This is a genomic window from Rhizobium sp. CCGE 510, assembly GCF_000292525.1.
GTDB lineage: Bacteria > Pseudomonadota > Alphaproteobacteria > Rhizobiales > Rhizobiaceae > Rhizobium.
The window spans coordinates 102,179-124,123 of record NZ_AEYF01000029.1 but is presented as its reverse complement, the minus strand read 5'-3'; the positions used below and the strand labels follow the sequence as shown (position 1 = coordinate 124,123).

Here is a 21,945-nt window from a genome sequence, read left to right as displayed (position 1 = left end):
AGCTGAAGCTTGGGGATTGCGTCACGCCTGAACGAAGAGAAGTTTCTGGTCGCGGCACTTGTCGTTGCAGCGATCGCCTATTTCTTGGAACACGCGGTGATCGAGATGGGACGCGGCATCGCGCTGATCGCCGCCGCCGCCTTGGTCGGCACCATCGTTCTCGCCTCGATCCGCGTTGCCCATCATGCCGAACTGCTCGCCGTCAAGGTCGGCGATCCGTATGGCACGATGATCCTGACGCTTTCGGCCGTCGCCGTCGAGGTCATCATCCTCGCCATCATGATGAGCGGAGAGAGTTCACCGACACTGGTGCGCGACACGATCTATTCCGCCCTGATGCTCGATATCAACGGCATTCTGGGTCTCGCTGCCCTGCTCGGCGGCCTCAAGCATGGTGAACAACCCTACAACGACAATTCGGGCAAGACCTACGGCGTGATGATCCTCACTGCCATGGGCATCTCGATGATCGTGCCGGAATTCGTGCCCGGCGACAAATGGCACTATTACTCCGCCTTCACCATCGTCGCGATGATCGCGCTCTATGGCCTCTTCCTGCGCATGCAGGTCGGCCAGCACAGCTATTTCTTCAGCTACAGCTATCCGCGCTCCGAACGGAAGAAAGAAAGTCCGGACGAGCATGGCACCGATGAGTCGACAGCAATCTCGATCGCCACCATTCTGGTCGGCGTCGTCATTATCGGCCTGCTGGCGGAGTTCATGGCCACCTTCATGACCGAGGGTCTGCGCGACAGCGGCGCGCCGATCGCGGTGACCGCCGTCGTCGTTGCGGCGATCTCAGCCGCCCCCGAGATTCTCACCGCCTTGAGGGCAGCCCTCAGGAACCGCATGCAGGCAACGGTCAACATCGCCATGGGCGCCTCGCTCTCGACGGTGATCCTGACTGTGCCGGTCATGGAGGCGATCGCACTCTATACCGGCCAGCCATTCATCATGGCGATGACCCCGGTGCAGACGGTAATGGTGACGATCACCTTGATTGCCGCCGCGATCAATCTCAACGACGGCGAGACCAACGCCATCGAAGGCATGACCCATTTCATCCTCTTCGCCACCTTCGTCATGCTAACGGGGCTGGGGCTTTGAACGCGACGCGCTGAAACCGATTTCGAAACAGTCTTGGCAGCCCACGTCTATCGACAAGGACCTGCGATGGTTATTCCTTCGACTTTTCGAGGAAACGCTGCTTACGGGTTTTCGGCTTGAAGCGCCGGAAGAAACCTTCGACGGCCCGGATGGATTTGGTGACGGACATCAGCCTGTCGATCTGGCTGTTGGCATTGTGAAGGCGCTCAGAGAGGACCTCGGCCGCCGTCATCGCAATCTCGATCGGCGGCACCTGTGGAAATCGTTTGGCGAGCGCCGCATAGGGGCTCGTATCGACGCCGCCCATCAGCGAGATCGTGCCCATCCTGGCAAAGAGACGCAGGAATATCTGCTCGAACGTCCAATCGTGCACGTCGAAGACCTTCCACTTCTCGCTCCGCTTTGCCGAAAAGCCGGCAAGCAGGATCTTGCCCGGCAGTTGCTGCTCGGCGAGCCAGAGCGCCAGCGCAAAGCCGCTCGTCGCGATCTTGCCAGTCGGATAGAGATCCCCGATCATCTGCGTCAGATCGAGGTGACGGGCTTTGGTGCCGTTGAAGCGGCTCTCCTCGCTGAAGTTTTCCTCGGGGGAAACGCGGATATTGACGACACCCAGAAAATCGTCGCCGGCAAAGAAGCGCAGGACATCCGCCGCCTCGCGCCGGTGGACGATATTGGCGCCCATCACACCGCTACGGGCAACCAGCACCGCATGGCCGGCGAAGGGTTCATCGAGCACCTTGTAGACATTATTGAAGAAGACGTAGAGTGCCGTCTCCGGCAACTCGCTTCGCAGCCGCTCGAAATCGACCGCCTCGCTGTTTGCCACCAGCACGATGTGGGAATAGGGCGACAGCAGTGTTTTCCACGCTTCCGGCGTCAGGAAATGCAATCCGTCATCTGCGGCGGCCACGGTGTTGATATCGCTGGGGATCGATTCCATATCGGCTCACATGCACTTTCCAAGGACGCGCCTTACTGGCTGTTGCTGAAATAGGCGCGCATCCGTGCCAGCCGCGTCAGCCCGCCGATCTGCTTTCCCACATGCGAGAGAAGGCCCGCCACCCTGGCCGTCATCGACGGCTGTCTGCAGAAGGAGGCCCACGGTGTGTCCCGGAGATCCTCGATATAACGCCTAGCCATCTGCCGGTGCACCCAGGGCACGGTCGCCTGCCACGGCTTTTTCCGGCCGGTGAAATGAAAGATCGCCGGCCGGACGACGAAAGGCAGGAGGCCCGTCTGGGTGTTCCAACGCGGATCGAGCACCAGCCAGTCGCCGTCGAAGCTGACGTTCAGCGCATCCTGGTCGTTATTCTCGAAAAGATGCGACCGCTCCTCGAATATCTCCCGCGTCCTGGCAAAGAGCCCCGTCGCCCGGCAAGCCGACCAATCGAACATCAACACGCCGGCATTAAAATACCGGCCGCCCTCGCGCATGCCGATCTTTCGCTGCCGCGCGCCGGCCTTCTCAGGAAAGGCCATCACATAATCGTCGACCGCGGCAAGCGCCTTGCCTTGAAAATCTCTGGTGAAGAGCTCGTCGACGGGTGCCACCGCCAGCACGTCGGCGTCGAGGTAAAGCAGGCGCTCGATATGATCGGGAATATGCAGATCCATGTAGAGCCGCGCCAGTGTCGCGGCCGACCAGCGGCCTCGCGCCTGCTTTGCCGTTTCCGGTGTATTATAGGGCAGCACAGTGATCGCCATCTCGTGCAGCCGCGCGAAATTTCCAACTTCGGCGATTTCGCGCGGCTTGAGGTCGATGCCGAGAAGCAGGAACTCCGCGAGCGAAGCGCCAAGATTGCGTTTGACGGAAAGCAGGGTGCAGCAGGCCGCCGGCAGCATGTTGACATCCGAACAGACGATCACCGCACTCTGCTGCAAAATCCCGGCCTCCCAAAGCGGCAACTTAAACTTGACGCCGGATATCTAGTTGGTTTGACGCCGCCCCGCAACCGCAGATGACCCGTAGAGCCGTCGCTCTTCGTCACGTTTTGAATCGGAATTCAACGACTTGCGAGGCAAAGCGGATTCAGGTGCGCAGCATGTTGAATCGGAACGTGAACTTAGAGCCGCAGCGCCAATGGATGATCGACGAGCAGCCGGTCGACTGTCGCAAGCTGCAGTCCCTCGACCTTGCATTGCGCAAGGAGGAGGCGATCGAAGGGATCGCGTGTCTCCGGTTCGGGGTCGGCGGCGGTGATGACGTGCGGGATATCGATGGACAAGATCGTCAATCCGGCCTCTTGCAGATAGGCGGGAATAGTCTCCAGCGGCAGCCCGGGCTGCAATTTTCCCAGCCGCGTCTTGATAGCGATTTCCCAGAGACTGGCGACGCTGACGAACCCGCTGGCTGCGCGGTCCGAAAGCACCTGCTGAACGCGCGGAAAACGTTCCGTCAGTTTCTGTTGGGCAATCGCGATGACGATATGCGTATCGAGGAGCACGCGCATAATCACGGCAGCGGCTTGAGAAGGAAATCTTCCGGCAAAGGATCGTCGAAGTCGTCGGCGATGTACATCTCCGTCCTCGTGATCCCCTTGGAGCGAAGATAGGCTTCGCCGGCTTCGAGGTTCAAACCGCCGCGTTTCTGATGCGGCACGAGATCGAACACCGGCCGGCCGTTGCGTGTCACGACAATGGTCTCGCCTTCCTCGACCTCGCGGGCAAGCTCAGTCAGGCGGTTCTTCGCATCGCGGATCGAAACGGTCTTCATGCCCTCAAATGTAGCCACATGCAGCCACATCGTCAACGTCACACAAGTAATAGGCCCGCCGTCACCGGCGGGCCTTCGATCGATCTGATCGCAGTCCGCTTACCTGCAGGCGGCGCAGAAGCGCTGGATGCGGCGGCAGGCTTCTTCGAGCTGCTCTTCCGACGTTGCATAGGAGATGCGGAAGTTCGGGCCGAGGCCGAAGGCCGAGCCTTGAACGACGGCAACGCCTTCGGCTTCCAACAGCTCGGAAACGAAATCTACGTCCGTCTCGATGACCTTGCCGGAGGGTGCGGTTTTGCCAACCAAGCCCTTGCAGGAGGGATAGACGTAGAAGGCGCCTTCCGGCACCGGGCAGACAATGCCCTTGGCCTGGTTCAGCATGGAAACGACGAGATCGCGACGGCCTTCGAAGATTTTCTTGTTCTCTGGGATGAAGTCTTGCGTGCCGTTCAGCGCTTCGACAGCCGCCCACTGGGCGATCGACGTCGCACCCGAGGTCTGCTGACCCTGGATCATGTCCATCGCTTTGATGAGCTGGATCGGGCCTGCGGCATAGCCGATACGCCAGCCGGTCATCGCATAGGCCTTGGAGACGCCGTTCATCGTCAGCGTGCGGTCGTAGAGTTTCGGCTCGACCTCGACAGGCGTGACGAACTTGAAGTCGCCATAGGTCAGGTGCTCGTACATGTCGTCGGTCAGTACCCAGACATGCGGATGCTTCATCAGCACGTCGGTCAGCGCCTTCAGCTCGTCCTGCGTATAGGCCGCACCCGTTGGGTTGGACGGCGAGTTGAAGATGAACCACTTGGTCTTCGGTGTGATCGCCTTTTCGAGGTCGGCCGCCTGGAGCTTGAAATCATGCTCCTGAGTGGCCGAAACGAAAACCGGCGTGCCGCCGCACAGCGCCACCATCTCCGGATAGGAAACCCAGTAGGGCGCCGGGATGACGACTTCGTCGCCGGGATTCAGCGTCGCCATGAAGGCGTTGAAAAGGATCTGCTTGCCACCGGTGCCGACGATCGTCTGCTCCCAGGAATATTCCAGCCCGTTTTCACGCTTGAACTTGGCAGCGATCGCCTTGCGCAATTCGGGAATGCCGGACACCGGCGTGTACTTCGTCTCGCCGCGATTGATCGCGTCGATAGCGGCCTTCTTGATATTCTCGGGTGTATCGAAATCCGGCTCGCCTGCGCCGAGGCCGATCACGTCACGTCCTTTTGCCTTCAGCTCGCGCGCTTTCTGGGAAACGGCGATGGTGGCTGAAGGCTTCACACGGGAAAGAGCATCGGCAAGGAAGGCCATGATATCGGTCCTAATGGTTGAAACGGGCAGAAAGCCGGGACCGGAGTTCTGCGCCTAGCTCTATGTCCAATGTATGACGGCATTTCAAGCGCAAAGGCGTGATGGAGGCAATGATTCTTAATGATCGTTTCGCGGCATCGGCAAGCCGGCCCGCCGCCCTTTTCGGCACGGCCTGCGGTGCGCGGTTGAAGCGCTCCGCGTCATCGCCACCAATAAGCCGCAACAAATGCCGCACGCTGCCGCAATTCGGTCGCGAGCGCGCCGAGATCGAAGCCGCATCGTGGCGTCATCCAAATTTGGTTATTGAGGGTACGCCATTGTTTCTGGAAGATGAGTTTGCCATCGGGCGCATCCGCTTGCGCCGGATCTCCGTTTCATTTCTTGTCGCCGTCACCGTCTTTGTTGCCTGCGTTGCCGCGACACTGGGTCTTGCCTCCGCCGCGCGCGCCGCCGAGACGCAGCAGACATCCAGCCAGCTCGCAGCACTTGGCCGACCGAACGACGTCAACAGCGGTTCGCTGCTCGTTGCGTCGAAGGAGCCAAGCTTCTATGTTGAAGCGCCATGGCTGAAGACTGACGTCGCAATCGATGTCTCTGGGCCGATTGCCGAGGCCGCCACCATGCTCGTGCAGAAGTCCTCGACCGTGAACCTGCCGCAGACAGCGATGCGCGCCGACGAGCAGATCACGCGCGGGTTCACCATGCTGCTCCTGGCGCTGATGGCGGCAAGCGGGCTGGCAGTCTGGCGTCGTCGCCTCAAGAGTGTTGTCATGATCGGAGCCAAGCGCGATGGTCGCTAGGCCCGCTGGAACTGAGAATGAGGGAGCGGCCGAATTCGAGCCGCTTCCGACCTATCTGGAACTCGCGCTGGCCGCCGCCACGGCCCACGACATGCCAAAGAGGCGGCAAAGGAAAGGTTTTTTCCTCTGGCGTCTTTCTTCGACCGAACGGGTGATCGCCTTTGCCATTGCCGGTCTTGCCGTTTACGGCATGGCGCTGATCGGCGACGGTTTCCTGCTGAAGGCGAGGGCCGACCTGATCGACATCAAGGCGACCGGCTCCGTTCAACCGGTAAACACAAAGCCGTTATTGCAGGTCGAATGAGGGTTGAAGCTGTCCCCTGCCCGCTCCACGTTCGGACTTGAGAGACGACCGGGGAAACAAGATGAAGAGAATATCCGCCTTCCATTTCACAGCAGCGCTGTTCCTGTTCGGCATCGCGTCCGCCGATGCGGCCGATACCATCAATACGCAGGGTCCCGCCGTTCGTGTCGACAAACTCGCCGACGGCCTCGATCATCCCTGGGCGGTCGAGGTGTTGCCCGATGGCGCCTATCTCGTCACCGAGCGGCCCGGCCGCATGCGCATCATCCGCGACGGCAAGATCTCCGACCCGATCGGCGGCGTGCCCAAGGTCAGCGCCCGTGGCCAGGGCGGCCTGATGGACGTGGCACTCTCTCCAGACTTTACGACATCCAGAAAGGTCTATTTCACCGCCGCCACCGCCAATGCAAAGGGCTCCGGCACCGAAGCCTTCCGCGCCACGCTTTCCGTAGATGAGAAGACGCTGGAGGCCGTCACGCCTATTTTCACCATGCAGCGCTTCACCTCGGGCAATATCCAATATGGCTCGCGCATCGCCATTGCCCACGACGGTTCGCTGTTCATCAGCGTCGGCGACCGTGGCGACCGCGACCGCTCGCAGGACTGGCAGGACGATGCCGGCGCGATCATCCACATCAATGCCGATGGCAGCATCCCGGCCGACAACCCATTCAAGGATGGCGGCAAGGCGCTGCCGGAAATCTGGTCGAAAGGCCACCGCAACCCCCAGGGTATCACCTTCGATACCAAGGACGGCAAGCTCTATACCGTCGAACATGGCGCGCGCGGCGGCGACGAAATCAACCAGCCGGAGGCAGGCAAGAATTACGGCTGGCCGATCATTACCTATGGCCGCGACTATTCGGGTGCGGAAATCGGCGAAGGCACCGCGAGGGAGGGGCTGGAACAGCCGCTGCATTACTGGGATCCTTCGATTGCGCCAGGTGCGCTCACAGTCTATCGCGGCGCCATGTTCCCGGAATGGGACGGCAACTTCCTCGTCGCGGCGCTGAAATTTCAGCTGCTTTCGCGCATGCAGCGCGACGAAAACGGCGCCTTCGTCGCAGAAGAACGGCTATTCAAGGGCGAATACGGCCGGATCCGCGATGTCGTCGTCGCACCCGATGGCGCGCTGCTGATGGTGACGGACGAGGACAACGGGTCGCTACTCAAGGTTTCGCGCGCTGAGGCCAAAAACGGCTGAAAGTCACAACGCACCACGTAACTCCTTGCGGATGACGAATTTCAGTCCGGACCAGACCTCATCGACGGCGCAAACTTTGACGTCGACAAGGCCGGTCGGAAGGAGGATCTCTCGCAGCACATCCTCGGTGATATCCGTCGGCATTCGCGAACTCTTCTTCGGCCACGAGATCCAGAGGATGCCATTCGGTCTCAGAACACGAAAAAGCGCGGACGCGAGAGCCTCCAACGTCGCTCGCTCGGACGTAAACAAATGCATATAGTCAAACGCCCGCCAAGGCGTTTCGGGGAGCGCAACGGCGACCGAGGCAAAGCCGTCGAAGCCGCAGATCTCGCCAATCGTTTCGGGAACGCCGAGAAGAGCAGCCGCCTGCCCGCGCGCAAGGCCGAGCTTCTTGGCGAGCGTCGTGCCGGAATAGCCTGTCGTCCCGGGCACCGCCGCCATGTCGCCGGCCAGCCGGTCTTCTTTGCGTTGCATGCTGTCACCTCCGCCAACGAGCAATAAAGTCTTCACCCTTGCCCAAATGAAACGCAACTGCTAACCGCTGGGGCACATCCCTTCCCCACCGAGGACGACATGACGCGCGCTCAGGCGAACCTTCTGCTATTGCTTGCAGCTGCCATCTGGGGCGGCGGCTTCGTCGCGCAATCGACGGCGATGAAGGCGATCGGCCCCTTCTGGTTCATCGCCCTGCGTTTCACCGTCGCCACGCTGGCCGTGCTGCCTTTCGTCGTTTTTGAAGCGCGCAACGCCAAGGTGAAGACAAGCGCACGCCATGCGAAACTCTATATACTGACCGGTCTTGCCCTTTTCAGCGGCGCAGCCACACAGCAGGTCGGGCTGCAGACGACGAGTGTGACGAATTCGAGCTTCATCACTGGCCTCTATGTCGTCTTCGTGCCGCTGATCGCCGTGTTCTTCCTGCGTCGTGCCCCGCATTGGATCGTCTGGCCGGGCGCGTTGATGGCTGTCACCGGTATCTATCTCCTGTCCGGCGGTCACCTCTCGGCCCTTACATCAGGGGATCTCCTGACGGTCGTCTGCGCCGGCTTCTGGGCAATCCAGATCACCCTTGCCGGCACGACCGTTTCTGCGACCGGACGGCCGCTCGCGCTCTCGGCCACGCAATTCGCCGTCACCGCAGTCTGCGCGCTTGCCATTGCCGCAATCGTTGAGCCGATCAGCCTCTCTGCGATACGGGCCGCAGCACCTGAGATCGTCTATGTCGGCATTTTCTCCTCGGGCCTTGCCTTCGTGCTGCAGGTAATCGCCCAGCGTTACACCACACCCTCGCAGGCCGCGATCTTCCTCTCTTCCGAAGCGCTCTTCGGCGCCTCGCTCGCAGCTCTGCTGCTCGGTGAGACGATGCCGGTGACAGGTTATGCAGGTTGCGCGTTGATGTTTATCGCTATGCTTGTGGTCGAACTCGTGCCTGGATTTGCCCGGCGACGCCTGCCAGCCGCCTGAGCACGCGTCCAAATAGGGGCGAGCCACGCGTCGACGAAAAAATTATCGGATGCACGAAGACGCCTTCACGTTGCATTATTGGGAAAATCTGCTCCGAACTTATATTGCCGACGATATAAAACGTTAATCATTCCCCAATCTTCGAAGAAAATTTTGCGTTTTTGCGCAAATTGGATATCCGCAGGGGTGCGCGCCCCACGACACGCTAAAAACTTTTGCTTGCCAAAATCCTTTAAACGCAACACTCTCAGCGCGTTCAGGCATTTTGCGAGCATGGGAAGTCCTTAAGTATTTGCGCGCCGGGAACGCTAATATTCCGGTCAGCCGGTTCCGAAAATGGCGGGCGAAGTCCTGCCTGGAGCAGGCCGAGGTAGAGGGGACCTTTTTCTCACATTTCAAGAATTGCCTGCCGACACCTCCCGCAAGGAGGCATTGCTATGATGCTGCCCGTGTGGATGGCGGGCGGAGAGAAAAGGGACCTGACGCATGGCAGAGACTGGCACTGTAAAATTCTTCAATACCGACAAAGGTTTCGGCTTCATCAAGCCGGACCGGGGCGGCGCCGATATCTTCGTTCACATTTCTGCCGTTCAAGCCTCCGGGCTGGCCGGCCTGACGGAAAACCAGAAGGTAAGCTTCGACACGGAGCCGGATCGCCGTGGCAAAGGCCCGAAGGCTGTCAATCTGCAGATTGCGGGCTGAACCTTAACTAGGCTGTCGAATTCGAGTTGAAGCCCGGCAGCAATGCCGGGTTTTGTCGTTCAGCCTTCGTTCAGCCAGCAATCTATAGGACTGCCATCATCGAGAAAGGAACCGGCGTTCGGTTCCCGGGATTAGGACCTACGCTGATGAACAGGCTCGCCAAGACCCTTCTGCTTACGGCAACCGCTGCCGCACTCACCCTTTCCGCTATTGGCGAGGCATCGGCCCGCGACCGCCACTGGCGCCACGACAATCATCACGGCAACAACAATGCATGGGTCGGCGGCGCCGTCGGCCTTGCCACCGGCCTGATCGTCGGTTCGGCCATCGCCAATGCCAATAATGGCCCGGTTTACGAAGACCGCCGCTACATCGACCCGGCCTACCAGCCGGATTACGACGAGCCCGCTCCGGTCTACCGGGCCCCGCGCCGCGTCTATGTCGAGCAGCCGCAATATGTCGAGCAGCCGCGATACTATGCGCCGGTCCGCACTGCCGTCGAACCCTGGTCGCCGCAATGGGAGCGTTACTGCTCTTACCGCTACCGCTCTTTCGATCCGCGCAGCGGCACCTACATCGGCAACGACGGCCGCAGCCACTTCTGCACCGCCGGCTGATCGCTCAGTAATCCCAGATACCAAGCGCCGCTCCGCAGCGGCGCTTTTGTTTTTTAGAGACCTTCACCCGGCCTTCTTTTCCCAGGGCATGGGTCCCACCTCGGCATCGGGCTCGAAATCGGTCGAGACGCTGACTGCGCGCCATTCCCGATCCGCTTCGATACGCGCAGCATCGGCTTTCTCGACATTGCTGACCGCATCGCTGCCGAGCAGCAGCCGGAACGGCGGCTGATCGAGACGGGCGATATGGACAATGACCGCGGCCGCCTTGGCGGGATCGCCGGGCTGTCGGCCGTTATAATCACGCTGGAAGCGCACGGTGGCGCCGACCGTCTCCGCATAATCCTGCCGCCCTTCGGCAAACACCGTCGAGGCGCCGGCGAAATCGGTTCTGAAGCCGCCAGGCTCGATCACCGTCACCTTGATGCCGAATGGCGCGACCTCTTTCGACAGCACCTCGGAAAATCCCTCAACAGCAAATTTCGCCGCCGAATAGGCGCCGCGCCCGGCGGGCCCAATGCGGCCGCCGACGGATGAGAACTGGATGATGTGCCCCGCCCCCTGCCCGCGCATCAGGGCGATGACCGCCTTGGTCATGATGATTGTGCCGAATAGATTGGCCTCGATCTGAGCCCGGAAATCGGCAAAGCTCGTATCTTCGATCGAGGAGACATTGCCGTAGCCGGCATTGTTGACGAGTAAGTCGATGCGCCCGAACCTCTTCACCGCAGCCTCGACCGCTGCCGCTGCCGCCGCCTCGTCGGTCACATCAAGGGCTACCGTCAGCACCTGGCCGCCATATCGCTCGGACAGATCGGCAAGTTGGGCCGGATCGCGCGCCGTCGCCACCAGATTGTCGCCGGCGGCCAAAACCGCCTCCGCCAGCGCCCGGCCGAGACCGCGTGAACTCCCTGTAATCAACCAGACCCTGGACATCGGAAACCTTTCCTTCTTTGGTTCCCGGATCATGTATGGTTTGTTGTATCCGATCGAAAGAAGGTACCCCGACGATCTATACACACCTTGAGGTAACTGACTTGACCGGCGACATGTTCGATTTCTGCAGCAGCATGACGGACGAACAGGATGCGCGGGCTCGAGAACTGATCGAGCGCGCGGCGGCGAAATGGCCGCTGCGCATCCTGCATGTGCTCTCCGATGCCGGCGCCCCCTTGCGCTTCTCACGCCTCCTGGAGAGGGTCGAGGGCATCAGCCAGAAGGTGCTGACGCAGACGCTGCGCACCCTTGAAAGAGATGGCCTCATCATCCGCACGCTCTATCCGCAAGTGCCGCCGCGCGTTGAATATGAGTTGACGCCGCTCGGACACGACCTCCTCATGCAGGTCGCCGCCCTTTGGCGCTGGATCGTTCAGCATCTGGACGATTTCGACCCCCGCAAAGCCGTGAAGCTCAATGCTGCCGATGATTAAAGCATGTCGCGCAAAAGTGTGTAGCGGTTTTGCCAGGCAAAGCGCGAAGCGCTTTTGCCGCAATGACATACGTAAAAACAAAGACCTAAAGCGTAAGAGCGAATCTGAAAGACCGCGATGCGCTTTAGGCTGGAATACGGATCGTTGCCCTCAGTCCGCCGAGCGGGCTGTCGGCGAGGGTGACGTTGCCGCCGTGGCTGCGGGCGATGTCGCGGGCGATCGCAAGGCCAAGGCCGGTGCCCGACGCATCGAGGTTACGCGCCGCGTCCAGCCGGAAGAACGGCTTGAACACGTCCTCGCGGTTCTTTTCCGGAATGCCGGGTCCGTCATCGTCGAAGATGACCGTCAGCCATTTGGCATTGTGCTTGGCTTCGATGTCGAGCCTGCCGGCATAACGGCGCGCATTCGAGGCCAGGTTGGTGACGAGACGCATGAAAGCGTTCGGCCTGACGGATATGTCGTCATCGCCTTCGATGGAATAGCTGAATGTCTTGCCGTGCAGAGCGAAATCGGATTCCAGCTTTGCGAAGATCTCGCTGAGTTTCAGCTCGCCGACATCCTCTTCGACCTCGCCGCGTGCGAAGGCCGTATAGGCCTCCAGCATGGCCTGCATATCGTTGACGTCGTCGTTCAGCCCATGCAGGTCGGGATTGTCGCCGGCGAGCGCCAGTTGCAGTTTGAAGCGGGTGAGGATGGTGCGCAGATCATGGCTGACGCCGGAGAGCATCGCGGTGCGCTGCTCGATCTGCCGTTCAATTCGCTCTCGCATCAGGATGAACGCAAGGCCGGCGCGCCTGACCTCGTCGGCACCGCGCGGATAGAAATTATCGGGCTTCTGACCCTTGCCGAAGCTTTCGGCCGCTCGCGCCAGGGTCAGGATCGGCCGGATCTGCCCGCGCAGGAAGAGGATCGAGATGCCGATCAGCACCAGCGAGGTGCCGACCATCCAGACGATGAAGATATGTGTGTTGGAGGCATAGGTCTGGCTGCGCTTGGTCAGCACCCTGAGGATCTTGTTATCGAGCTTGATGCGGATCTCGACGAGGTTCGAGTTGCCGACCGTGTCGATCCAGAAAGGCCGGTGGATCTCGTCGGTGATCTCGTCGCTGAGGATGCCGTCGAGGATCGAGAAGAACGGCTTGACGCGTGGCGGCGGCAGGTCGCCGTCGGGCTCGATCGAGATCTGCAGGCTGAGCTGATCCCGGGCGATGCGGACGATCTCGTTATAGTCCGAATTCTGCGGGTAGGTCTCGATGATCTCGATGATCGCGGCGATGTCGCGGGTGACGGCAAGCGACAGCCGCTCCGTCACCATCTGCCAGTGGCGCTCCATGAAAACGGCGGCAACGACGGATTGCAACAGCACCATCGGAATGATGATGATCAGCAGCGAGCGGGCGTAAAGCCCGGTCGGCAGCCGCCGGCGCAGCCAGCGGGCGATCCAGCGCCAGCCCGGCCCAGAAGTGCGGTCTTCGCGCCGCAAGCTGTCGATCGTCACCATCAGCGCCGGTCCTGGCCTCTATCCTCAGATCTAAAGCACGTCGCGATCTTTCAGATTCGCTCCTTGCGCTTTAGCTCTTTGTTTTTACGCATGTCGTTGCCGCAAAACCGCTGCACACTTTTGCGCGACATGCTTTAGTCGATGCTCAGCCTGTATCCGATGCCGCGCACGGTTTGCAGCCAGACAGGATTGGCCGGATCATCCTCGATCTTACGCCGCAGCCGGTTGATCTGCACGTCGATCGTGCGCTCGCCGACCTCCGTGTCGTTGCCGATCAGTTCATGGCGGGGGATGGTGTCGCCGGCGCGCCGTGCAAAGAGCAGCATGATTTCCTGTTCGCGGTCGGTGAGCCGGATCACCTCGCTGGCCTTCTTCAGCTCCTTGCGGGTGAGCGAGAAAGTGTAGGGGCCGAACATCACTTGTTCGATTTTCGGTCCCTCGCCACCGGCATTGCGGCGCAGGATGTTGTTGATGCGCAGCACCAGTTCGCGCGGGTCGAAGGGCTTGGAAAGATAGTCGTCGGCACCCGCCTCGAGGCCTTCGATCCGGTTGCCCGATTCCGCCAGCGCCGTCAGCATGATGATCGGTACGTTCTTGATGGCGCGAAGCCCGCGGGTGACGTCGATGCCGGATTCGCCGGGCATCATCACATCCATGATGACCAGGTCGAAATCGAGACCCGCAAGCTTGCGTTGCGCCTCGGCGCCGTCGGCAGCAACAGTGACGCGGAAGCCGTTCTCGGCAAGATAGCGATTGAGCAGGGCGCGGATGCGCGAGTCGTCGTCGACCACCAGCAGATGCGCCGCATCGTCGGAAATACCTGTCTTGACCGCCATTCAATCCGCCTTCTGTCTGTCCCGCATACCCCTGAGGAAAGCTTTTACGCCCTCCCGCACCTCCGCAGAAGCCCCTTCGAATGCCCGCTCAATGCGGCGCGATTGCGGCTCGGCAAGAGCCAGCGCCAACTCTCGCCCCGATTTCGTTGGATAGAGCTTGCGCTGTCGCCGATCCTCGGGGCCTGCCACCTGGCGAATATAGCCTGAATCGATCAGCTGTTTCAGCACCCTTGCAAGGCTCTGCTTGGTAATCTTCAGCGTATCGAGAAGATCGGCAACCGTCATGCCCGGGTTGCGGTTGACGAAATGCACGACGCGGTGATGGGCCCGGCCGAAGCCGCTCTTTTCGAGGATGGCGTCGGGATCGGAAACGAAGTCGCGATAGGCGAAGAAGAACTGTTCGATGATCTCGAAATCGATGATCTCAGTATCTTCCATCGGCGTGGCCAGCGGCTCTGGCTTGGCTGCTTTCGGGCCGGTCTGTCGTGACACTCGTCATTTTCCTCTCTCTTCGCACCCCGCAGGAAACTTTCTTCGGCATTTCCCCGGAAACCAAGGCCCGTCCCGCACTCCGACGCAATACGCGATTTCCCCTTGCGTCTGTGGATAAAACGTAATGGGGACAACAATCAACAGGCATGGCGCTTGAAGCGCCGGAGGAGACTAAGGATGGCTTCAGTTCTTTTCGACCAGTTGGACGGCAAAATGCGGTTCAACGGCGAGTTTGTCGCCTGGAAGGACGCCAAGATCCACGTACTGACCCACGGCCTGCATTATGCCAGCGCCGATTTTGAGGGCGAGCGTACCTAATCGAACGCGCAATCCTGCCGGAAGAACTCCCTGGCTTCAGCGAGTGCTTCCGATCGGCTCGGCTGCAGAGGTGACCCCGGTTTCCGAAATCGGCCCGGATCGCTTCACGCTATCGACGATTGAAACGCTGATGAACGACTAGATAAACGGAGTCTATCCGGCGGCGGTCGCCGCCGAATAAGATCCTTCAAACGATCGCCCTGCAATTCAAAGCGTTACGGCGTCGCACGGCTTAAAAGATGCGCGGCGCTAAGCTGAACGCCCGCCGGACATTTACCGGTGCGCCCGCGCCATGACCATTCCGGCGAGCGTCGAGAGAATGCCGCCGCCGATCAGGCCGCCGATGCCGTCGGCGATCAATCCGGTCATAGCCGCCTCCCCGCCGACCATGCTGAGCAGCATGCCGCCGCCGATGCCGCCGATCGCGCCGGCAATCGTACGGGCGACGACATTGAGCGCCTGCTGCTTCAAAGCTGCGCTCGCTGCGTTGCCGCCGATGGCACCGGCAATCAATTGTGTGACGAGCGGAAGTAACGCTTCCATGACTTTCCTCCTCTGGCGATCTCCCCGATCGCCGTTTATATGCCGAACCTTCGGCATATTAGTATTTTATCATATTACGGAGGAAAGCGTTAGAAAAAATCAACCCATGCGGGAGGCAAGGAAGGGAGAGGATGGGCTGGAAACAAGGCGGCCAGTTGACCGCCTCATTGTATTTTTGCCGGTTGCGTCACTGGTAGACGTACACGATCCGGCGTGTACCGGGATCGACCAGCACCGGCCGGTCGTTGATCCGGGTATAGCGATACTCGTAATCCGGGATCGTCTGGAAGGTGACGTCGCCCGGGACTTCGGCACCGACGACGACATCGCCGCCGAGCTGTACCGTCTGGCCGGGATTGGTGTCGATATAGGTACGGACCGTTTCGGGCGGAGTGATCGTCTCGACGGCTCCGACCGGGCCGAGCAACTCGTCGCCCGGCGCCGGTTGCGGATCAACCGGGACGACACTGGCGGTCGACTCGTAGGTCACGACGGGAACGCCGATTTCGGCGCGGTGCTGTTCGACGATGACCTGGCTGCCGCCGCGGTCGACCTGGAGGTAATCGGCATAGACCCAGCCGCGCATGCCGTTGACGTCGACACGGCACCAGCGGCTACCTTCGATGCAGCCATCAAGCACCGCGGTCGAGCCACGAGTGGCAAGACCAACTGCTGGATATTGCGGGCCGGGGCCGGCGCGGACGTTGAGATCGTTAACGGTCGTCGCCGTCATCTCCGCCTGCGCAAGGCCGGCGGTCGCCAGGAGCACGGCTCCAGCCAATAGAATGTTTCTCTTCAAGGTCATCTGAGCGTCTCCTTAGTTTCGATGGCCTGACAACGCGTGGCAATCGACGATGTTCCCACGTGCTCCGCGTGGCGAAACTCCAGTCGCGGGGGACTTCATGCAAACGCTTGAAGGAATTGGGTAAAACCTGAATTTTCCAACCTATTGCGAAGGCGGAGGGACGCATAAATTCTTATTGCAGTCCGTCTTTTTGCCGTGAAACGCGCCTCAAAGGCAAAAGATTCCGGCTGTCCTTACTGCGGTTTCGGACTATACCCTGAGCAGCAGAGACACCAAGCGAGGCACTTAATGGGCATGCTCCAGGCCGGCATCATTCCGGTGACACCCTTCCAGCAGAACTGCACCATCTTCTTCGATGCAGACACCAAGGAAGGCGTCGTCGTCGATCCAGGCGGCGATGTGCCGCTCATCCTGCAATCGATCGCGGAAAACGGCTTGATCATCAAGGCAATCTGGCTGACGCACGGCCATCTCGACCATGCCGGTGGTGCCAGCGAATTGAAGGAGGCCCTCGGCATCGACCTGGTCGGCCCGCATCAAGACGATCTGCCGTTGCTGCAGCGGATCGAGACCCAGGCCGAAAAATACGGCATATCCGGATTGCGCAACACCCTGCCCGACCAGTGGCTGAAGGATGGCGACAAGATCGCTTTCGGCGCCCATGAATTCGAGGTCTACCACACGCCCGGTCATGCCCCCGGCCACGTCATCTATTTCAACCGGGCGCAGAATTTCGCCCATCTCGGCGACGTGCTCTTCAACGGCTCGATCGGCCGCACCGACCTGCCCGGCGGCAATCATCAGCAGCTTCTCGATTCCATCCGCGACAAGGTGCTGCCGCTCGGAGACGACGTCGGCTTCATCTGCGGCCACGGCCCCGGCAGCCGCATCGGCGACGAACGGCGAAGCAATCCGTTTCTAAAGGGTATTTGAGCCGGTGTGAGCTCACGCTCACATCATCTTCCTGCCGTTCGGCACCGGCTGTTCGACGGCAGCAAGCACGATCGCGCCGCTCTCGTCCTCGAAGCCCAGCGTCAGCACTTCCGAGCGAAACGGCCCGATCTGGCGCGGCGGGAAATTGACGACGCCGAGCACCTGCCGGCCGATCAGGCTTTCCGGCGTATAATGCACGGTGATCTGCGCCGAGGATTTTTTCGTGCCGATCTCGGGACCGAAATCGATGACCAGCTTGAATGCCGGCTTGCGCGCTTCCGGAAAGGGACTGGCCTCGACGATGGTACCGACACGGATGTCGACACGCTCGAAATCAGCGTAGGTGATCTCCTCGGCCATATCGTCTCCGCAAATTTAAAATGTCAGAGCGTCCTTAGCGCGTCTTTATAGACGCGCGGCGCTCTAGAGCATGATGCCGAAAAGTGTGAGCGGTTTTCGGACGACATCATGGCTCTAACTCTTTAATGTAGAATAGGATTCAGATCTTAGGCCGAGCGGGCCTAAAATCATCCCGTTCTACCGGGCCTAAAATCATCCGGTTCTAGCCGGCCAGTTCTTCGGCCCGCTTGCGCGCCGCCGCCAGTGCTGCGTCGAACAGAGGCTGCATGCCGTTTTCGGCCATCAGCACGGCGAGTGCCGCTGCCGTCGTGCCGCCGGGAGAGGTCACATTCTGCCGCAGCCGCGAAGCGTCGTCGGGGGACTGGTGCAAGAGTTCACCAGCCCCCGCGACAGTTTCCCGCGCAAGACGCATGGCGAGGTCCGCCTGCAAGCCGAGTTTACGGCCTGCTTCCGCCATACATTCGACGAGATAGAACACATAGGCAGGACCGCTGCCCGAAAGCGCCGTCACGGCATCGATATCGGCCTCTACAGGCACCCATTCGACCGGACCCGAGACGCTGAGAAGGGAATGGACACGCTCGCGCTGCTGACTGCTGACATCTGCATTGGCAAAGGCGCCGGTAACGCCGCGCCCGACCATGGCCGGCGTGTTCGGCATGGCCCGCACCATGGCGGCTTTGCCCAGATGCCTCTCGAGGAAACCGAGCGTTTTGCCGGCCGCGACCGAAACGACGACCGTATCCGGCCCGACGGCGCTCTTCACCGCCGGCAATACCGTCTCCATCACCTGCGGCTTGACCGCAAGAAACAGCACGCTTGCCTTCAAATCCGCAGGAGCCGCGATCACATGGGTTGCGCCGGCCTCGTTGATCGTTGCCAGCATCGCCGGCGACGGGCCTGGATCGACGACAATGACGGCCGAGCCCGGCACGCCACTTTTCAGCCAGCCGGAGAGCATCGCCCCGCCCATGTTGCCGGCGCCGATCAGGACGACGGGATTTGTCGAGGAGAAAAGCTTCGTCGGCATCTTATGCCTCGCCAACCGTTTCAAACAGCACGGCTTCCATGGCCTTCGTCGCCTCCATGCCGGACCAGACGACGAACTGGAATGCCTGGAAATAGGCTTCGCAGGTGTCTAGCGCGCTGGAAAGCAGCACTTCCACCTGGCGGTTGGTGGGCTCCGCGCCACCGGCAAGCAGCAGCGATTGGCGGAAAATGACGACATCCTCCTGGCGCCAGAGATCGAAATGCCCCATCAGCACCTGCCCGTTGATCGCCGAAAGCAGCTTGACCACCTCGTTGACCCTGATGTCGGGAACTTTGATATCGAAGGCGCAGCCAAGGTGCAGCGCCTCGAATTCCTCCATCCAGGAGAAAGAGACGTGATAGTCCGTCCAGCGCCCCTCGACCGTCATCGCGATCTCGTCCTCGCCGGACCGTTCGAACGACCAGTCGTTGTTGGAGGCAACGTACTCGATCATGTCGACCGGGTTCGACTGACGCTCGACTTCCAATTCCATCAGGTTCATGCAGCACCTTCTTGACCGGAACGAATGCGACCTAACTTGGTGTACGCACACAAGAAAAGACACACGCGAATACCGGAACCACCACTCGGATGATCGTTGAACCGCTGCCAGACTTAACGCAGATAACCTGCCCGGAGCTTACCAAGTCACTTCGAATCATCATTTAAAATCAGTGTATAATGCGCCTTGCCCCCTGCCAGCCCCCTGAGGGGAAAATAGGCCGGACCACTGTGGAAAGGCTCTTCGAAATTCAATTCAGAAGGGAGAATAAGCGACTCTGCGAATTGGCTTTTTTGGCAGTGTCCACAGGTGGAAAAACTCACCTGAATTTTTTGTAACGGATGCGGTGTGTGGCACGAAGGCAACGCCGCATCTGCGTCATATCGGGACTTTCAGCGATGTCGCGCAAAAGTGTTCAGCGGCTTTGCGCGACATGCGGGAAAACGAAGACCTGAAGCACACGGAGCGAATCTAAAAAGACCGCGGCGCGCTTTAGTGACCCTCGCCGGCAAGCCTCGCCTCGAGCGCGGCGATGCGGGCGGCAAGCGCCTCGTTCTCGTCGCGCGCCTTGATCGCCATCTCGCGCACCGCCTCGAACTCCTCGCGCTTGACGATATCCATGCTGTTCAGCCAACGCTCGGCCTGGGCGTTGAAGGCGGTCTCGATCTCCTTGCGGACGCCCTGGGCGGCGCCGGCCGCATCGGTCATCAGCTTGGCGAATTCGTCCATGATGCGGTTCGTTCCGGTCGTCATGGCGTTTTTCTCCCTTCGCATGAGGTAAATTCAGCCCTTCGGGGCCTCGAAGATTGAGGTAGGGCTTCGCCACACGCGATGCAAGCGCTTTGCATGGGATAAGCGAGCTTGAACCTGCCGCGAGAGAGCCATCACGAACAATGGACTTGACCGTCCGGGATCGCAGCGGCATGTTCCGCGCAACCAAACAGGTGGGAAAACCTTGCCGACAGCAGCCAATCTCCTTGCCATTATGCCGTTCCCTGACATCGATCCGATTGCCTTTTCGGTCGGCCCGCTGGCGATTCACTGGTACGGTCTCGCCTATGTCGCCGGCATCCTGCTCGGCTGGGCCTATGCGCGCCGCCTCGCCGCCAACGACAGTCTTTGGCCCGGCAATGTCTCGCCGATGTCACGAACGCAGCTCGACGATTTCATCGTCTGGGCGGCACTTGGCGTCGTCCTCGGCGGTCGTCTCGGCTATATTTTCTTCTATGATCTCCCCGCCGTCCTGCGCAGCCCCGTGCGTGCGCTCGAGATCTGGAACGGCGGCATGTCCTTCCATGGTGGCCTCACCGGCACGACGATTGCCATGATCTTGTTTGCCCGCCGCAACGCCATCCCGATCTGGAGCCTGTTCGACATCGTCGCCACGGTCGTCCCCTTCGGCCTCTTCTTCGGCCGCATCGCCAATTTCATCAATGGCGAACTCTGGGGCCGGCTGACCGACGTGCCCTGGGCGGTGGTCTTCCCAGCCAGCGATTCTTTCGCCCGCCATCCAAGCCAGCTTTACGAGGCCGGCCTCGAAGGCATCGTTCTGCTGCTGGTGCTGGCTGCCCTGGTTTACGGCATGCGCGCGCTGAAAAGCCCCGGCTTCATCACCGGCGTCTTCATCTGCGGTTATGCGCTGTCGCGCATCTTCGTCGAATTCTTCCGCGAGCCCGACAAACAGCTCGGTTACCTCCTCGGCACGAACTGGCTGACGATGGGCATGGTGCTCTCGTTCCCGATGATCCTGATTGGCCTCTGGGCGATGCTGCGGGCCCGCCGCCAGGCTGCGCTGCAGCTCTGAAAATGCCAGGACGCGCGATATGACCACCGCTCTAGGCGAAAAGATTAAGGCGATCATTCAGGCCAACGGCCCGATCAGCGTCACCGATTATTTCTCGCTCTGCCTGGCCGATCCCGAACACGGCTATTATCGCACCCGCGAGCCCTTCGGCCGCTCGGGCGATTTCGTTACCGCGCCCGAAGTCAGCCAGATCTTCGGCGAAATGATCGGCGTCTTCATCGTCCACGCCTGGCAACGTCACGGCGCCCCGGCGGGCGTCCGTCTCGTCGAGATCGGCCCCGGCCGAGGCACCATGATGGCCGATATGCTGCGCGTCATCTCCCGCATCGCCCCGCCGCTTTTCGACGCCATGACCGTGCATCTCGTCGAAACCAGCGAACGCCTGCGCGATGTCCAGGCCCAGACGCTCGAAGCTTACGGCGAAAAGACCGCATGGCACGACGGCTTCGACGAAGTGCCATCAGGCTTCACCCTGATAGCCGCCAACGAATTGTTCGACGCCATCCCGATCCGCCAGTTCGTCCGCATGCCGACGGGTTTCCGCGAGCGTATGATCGGCATCGATGCCGATGGCGCGCTGACCTTTGCCGCCGGCGTCGCCGGCCTCGATCCGGCACTTCTCCCCGAACCGATGCAGAACCTGCCGCTCGGCACGCTCTTCGAGATCTCGCCTGCCCGCCAGGCAGTGATGGTGGCGATCTGCGAGCGGCTGCGCGCCTTCGGCGGAACGGCGCTCACGATCGACTACGGCCATCTCGTCACCGGCTTTGGCGATACGCTGCAGGCCGTGCGCATGCATGAATTCGACCCGCCGCTCGCCCATCCCGGTGAGGCCGATCTGACGAGCCATGTCGACTTCCAACAGCTCGCCGAAACGGCGCTTGCGGCCGGCGTCCATGTGAACGGCGCACTGCATCAGGGTGATTTTCTGAGCGGCCTCGGCATCCTCGAACGTGCCGCTGCCCTCGGCCACGATCGCGAACCGCAGACCCAGCAGGTCATCCAGACGGCAGTGGAACGGCTCGCCGGCGCTGGTGAAGGCCGGATGGGCGAACTCTTCAAGGTGATGGCGGTCTCTCATCCCGCAGTCGACCTCATGCCCTTTCGCCCGGTGGATTGACAGGGCGCACGCGGCTGGTTCAACATCCGCGTCAACAAGAACTTGAAGCGCGCCG

26 protein-coding genes and 3 pseudogenes are annotated in these 21,945 nt (G+C 60.7%); 12 read left to right on the top strand and 17 right to left on the bottom strand.

The annotated features are described in order from the left end of the window. Positions 1-9 precede the first annotated feature (9 nt). Positions 10-1,107 carry a calcium:proton antiporter gene (locus tag RCCGE510_RS15105; protein WP_007631138.1) on the top strand — a complete coding sequence of 366 codons (1,098 nt, stop codon included), beginning with the start codon at positions 10-12 and terminating at the stop codon, positions 1,105-1,107. 70 nt (positions 1,108-1,177) lie between these two features. On the opposite strand, the gene RCCGE510_RS15100 is transcribed toward RCCGE510_RS15105, so the two are convergent. The 5 genes from RCCGE510_RS15100 to RCCGE510_RS15080 form a co-directional block, all read right to left on the bottom strand. Continuing rightward, on the bottom strand, positions 1,178-2,047 hold the full coding sequence (locus RCCGE510_RS15100; RefSeq protein ID WP_007631137.1) for a hypothetical protein: 870 nt from the start codon (positions 2,045-2,047) through the stop codon (positions 1,178-1,180). Positions 2,048-2,079: 32 nt separating this feature from the next. Continuing rightward, on the bottom strand, positions 2,080-2,988 hold the full coding sequence (locus RCCGE510_RS15095; RefSeq protein ID WP_007631131.1) for a glycosyltransferase family 8 protein: 909 nt from the start codon (positions 2,986-2,988) through the stop codon (positions 2,080-2,082). Positions 2,989-3,170: 182 nt separating this feature from the next. Then, on the bottom strand, positions 3,171-3,557 hold the full coding sequence (locus RCCGE510_RS15090; RefSeq protein ID WP_037078768.1) for a type II toxin-antitoxin system VapC family toxin: 387 nt from the start codon (positions 3,555-3,557) through the stop codon (positions 3,171-3,173). 2 nt (positions 3,558-3,559) lie between these two features. Then, positions 3,560-3,820, bottom strand: a complete 261-nt coding sequence (locus RCCGE510_RS15085; protein WP_011652922.1) for a type II toxin-antitoxin system prevent-host-death family antitoxin — start codon at positions 3,818-3,820, stop codon at positions 3,560-3,562. A gap of 99 nt (positions 3,821-3,919) precedes the next feature. Further along, a complete protein-coding gene (locus RCCGE510_RS15080; protein ID WP_007631121.1) occupies positions 3,920-5,122 on the bottom strand; it encodes a pyridoxal phosphate-dependent aminotransferase in 1,203 nt (400 codons plus the stop codon). 317 nt (positions 5,123-5,439) lie between these two features. On the opposite strand from RCCGE510_RS15080, the pseudogene RCCGE510_RS33445 reads away from it, so the two are divergent. The 3 genes and pseudogenes from RCCGE510_RS33445 to RCCGE510_RS15065 form a co-directional block, all read left to right on the top strand. Next, positions 5,440-5,730 (top strand): annotated as a pseudogene (locus tag RCCGE510_RS33445) (marine proteobacterial sortase target protein); the annotation flags it as partial. Between the two features lie 181 nt (positions 5,731-5,911). Next, positions 5,912-6,160 (top strand): annotated as a pseudogene (locus RCCGE510_RS15070) (class GN sortase); the annotation flags it as partial. A gap of 127 nt (positions 6,161-6,287) precedes the next feature. Then, complete coding sequence (locus RCCGE510_RS15065; RefSeq protein ID WP_007631117.1) at positions 6,288-7,430, top strand: PQQ-dependent sugar dehydrogenase; 1,143 nt, start codon at positions 6,288-6,290, stop codon at positions 7,428-7,430. A gap of 3 nt (positions 7,431-7,433) precedes the next feature. Here RCCGE510_RS15065 and RCCGE510_RS15060 read toward each other — a convergent pair whose 3' ends face one another. Further along, entirely contained in the window at positions 7,434-7,907 is a 474-nt protein-coding gene (locus tag RCCGE510_RS15060) for a hypothetical protein (RefSeq protein WP_007631116.1), read from the bottom strand. 99 nt (positions 7,908-8,006) lie between these two features. Between RCCGE510_RS15060 and RCCGE510_RS15055 the strand changes: the two genes are divergently transcribed. Next, positions 8,007-8,897, top strand: coding sequence for a DMT family transporter (locus tag RCCGE510_RS15055; protein ID WP_007631114.1), 891 nt, complete (start codon positions 8,007-8,009; stop codon positions 8,895-8,897). Between the two features lie 65 nt (positions 8,898-8,962). Here RCCGE510_RS15055 and RCCGE510_RS34770 read toward each other — a convergent pair whose 3' ends face one another. After that, positions 8,963-9,172 carry a hypothetical protein gene (locus RCCGE510_RS34770; protein ID WP_157179913.1) on the bottom strand — a complete coding sequence of 70 codons (210 nt, stop codon included), beginning with the start codon at positions 9,170-9,172 and terminating at the stop codon, positions 8,963-8,965. Between the two features lie 211 nt (positions 9,173-9,383). On the opposite strand from RCCGE510_RS34770, the gene RCCGE510_RS15050 reads away from it, so the two are divergent. Both RCCGE510_RS15050 and RCCGE510_RS15045 read left to right on the top strand, forming a co-directional pair. After that, positions 9,384-9,599, top strand: a complete 216-nt coding sequence (locus RCCGE510_RS15050; protein WP_003561293.1) for a cold-shock protein — start codon at positions 9,384-9,386, stop codon at positions 9,597-9,599. 146 nt (positions 9,600-9,745) lie between these two features. Then, positions 9,746-10,216, top strand: coding sequence for a BA14K family protein (locus RCCGE510_RS15045; protein WP_007631110.1), 471 nt, complete (start codon positions 9,746-9,748; stop codon positions 10,214-10,216). 63 nt (positions 10,217-10,279) lie between these two features. Here the strand turns inward: RCCGE510_RS15045 and RCCGE510_RS15040 are convergent, their stop codons facing one another. Then, positions 10,280-11,152: an oxidoreductase gene (locus RCCGE510_RS15040; protein WP_037078762.1), complete on the bottom strand. Its 873-nt coding sequence runs from the start codon at positions 11,150-11,152 to the stop codon at positions 10,280-10,282. 35 nt (positions 11,153-11,187) lie between these two features. Between RCCGE510_RS15040 and RCCGE510_RS15035 the strand changes: the two genes are divergently transcribed. Further along, positions 11,188-11,646: a helix-turn-helix domain-containing protein gene (locus tag RCCGE510_RS15035; RefSeq protein ID WP_081525744.1), complete on the top strand. Its 459-nt coding sequence runs from the start codon at positions 11,188-11,190 to the stop codon at positions 11,644-11,646. 124 nt (positions 11,647-11,770) lie between these two features. On the opposite strand, the gene RCCGE510_RS15030 is transcribed toward RCCGE510_RS15035, so the two are convergent. The 3 genes from RCCGE510_RS15030 to RCCGE510_RS15020 all read right to left on the bottom strand — a co-directional run bounded on the left by RCCGE510_RS15030 (position 11,771) and on the right by RCCGE510_RS15020 (position 14,475). Then, entirely contained in the window at positions 11,771-13,147 is a 1,377-nt protein-coding gene (locus tag RCCGE510_RS15030; RefSeq protein ID WP_007631106.1) for an ATP-binding protein, read from the bottom strand. 134 nt (positions 13,148-13,281) lie between these two features. Next, positions 13,282-13,983: a response regulator transcription factor gene (locus RCCGE510_RS15025; RefSeq protein WP_007631105.1), complete on the bottom strand. Its 702-nt coding sequence runs from the start codon at positions 13,981-13,983 to the stop codon at positions 13,282-13,284. Next, complete coding sequence (locus RCCGE510_RS15020) at positions 13,984-14,475, bottom strand: MarR family transcriptional regulator (RefSeq protein WP_007631104.1); 492 nt, start codon at positions 14,473-14,475, stop codon at positions 13,984-13,986. A 177-nt stretch (positions 14,476-14,652) separates the two neighbouring features. Here RCCGE510_RS15020 and RCCGE510_RS15015 point away from each other — a divergent pair. Continuing rightward, positions 14,653-14,787, top strand: a pseudogene (locus tag RCCGE510_RS15015) (branched-chain amino acid aminotransferase); the annotation flags it as partial. Positions 14,788-15,066: 279 nt separating this feature from the next. On the opposite strand, the gene RCCGE510_RS15010 reads toward RCCGE510_RS15015, so the two are convergent. Continuing rightward, the gene (locus tag RCCGE510_RS15010) at positions 15,067-15,336 is read right to left on the bottom strand and encodes a hypothetical protein (protein ID WP_007631100.1); all 270 of its coding nucleotides are present in this window, start codon (positions 15,334-15,336) and stop codon (positions 15,067-15,069) included. A 187-nt stretch (positions 15,337-15,523) separates the two neighbouring features. After that, a complete protein-coding gene (locus tag RCCGE510_RS15005) occupies positions 15,524-16,141 on the bottom strand; it encodes a DUF1236 domain-containing protein (RefSeq protein WP_007631099.1) in 618 nt (205 codons plus the stop codon). 288 nt (positions 16,142-16,429) lie between these two features. On the opposite strand from RCCGE510_RS15005, the gene RCCGE510_RS15000 reads away from it, so the two are divergent. Next, entirely contained in the window at positions 16,430-17,074 is a 645-nt protein-coding gene (locus RCCGE510_RS15000; RefSeq protein ID WP_007631098.1) for an MBL fold metallo-hydrolase, read from the top strand. 18 nt (positions 17,075-17,092) lie between these two features. Here the strand turns inward: RCCGE510_RS15000 and RCCGE510_RS14995 are convergent, their stop codons facing one another. From RCCGE510_RS14995 to RCCGE510_RS14980, 4 genes are all read right to left on the bottom strand, one after another. Further along, positions 17,093-17,434 (bottom strand): tRNA-binding protein, encoded by a 342-nt coding sequence (locus RCCGE510_RS14995; RefSeq protein WP_007631097.1) that lies wholly within the window; start codon positions 17,432-17,434, stop codon positions 17,093-17,095. Positions 17,435-17,636: 202 nt separating this feature from the next. Beyond that, the gene (proC, locus tag RCCGE510_RS14990) at positions 17,637-18,464 is read right to left on the bottom strand and encodes a pyrroline-5-carboxylate reductase (RefSeq protein ID WP_007631096.1); all 828 of its coding nucleotides are present in this window, start codon (positions 18,462-18,464) and stop codon (positions 17,637-17,639) included. A 1-nt stretch (position 18,465) separates the two neighbouring features. Continuing rightward, a complete protein-coding gene (locus RCCGE510_RS14985; protein ID WP_003541709.1) occupies positions 18,466-18,966 on the bottom strand; it encodes a YbjN domain-containing protein in 501 nt (166 codons plus the stop codon). A gap of 492 nt (positions 18,967-19,458) precedes the next feature. Beyond that, positions 19,459-19,719 (bottom strand): accessory factor UbiK family protein, encoded by a 261-nt coding sequence (locus RCCGE510_RS14980; protein WP_003581142.1) that lies wholly within the window; start codon positions 19,717-19,719, stop codon positions 19,459-19,461. A 202-nt stretch (positions 19,720-19,921) separates the two neighbouring features. On the opposite strand from RCCGE510_RS14980, the gene lgt reads away from it, so the two are divergent. Next, positions 19,922-20,770, top strand: a complete 849-nt coding sequence (gene lgt, locus RCCGE510_RS14975; RefSeq protein ID WP_007631094.1) for a prolipoprotein diacylglyceryl transferase — start codon at positions 19,922-19,924, stop codon at positions 20,768-20,770. Between the two features lie 19 nt (positions 20,771-20,789). Next, positions 20,790-21,890: a class I SAM-dependent methyltransferase gene (locus RCCGE510_RS14970; RefSeq protein ID WP_007631093.1), complete on the top strand. Its 1,101-nt coding sequence runs from the start codon at positions 20,790-20,792 to the stop codon at positions 21,888-21,890. Positions 21,891-21,945: the final 55 nt, after the last annotated feature.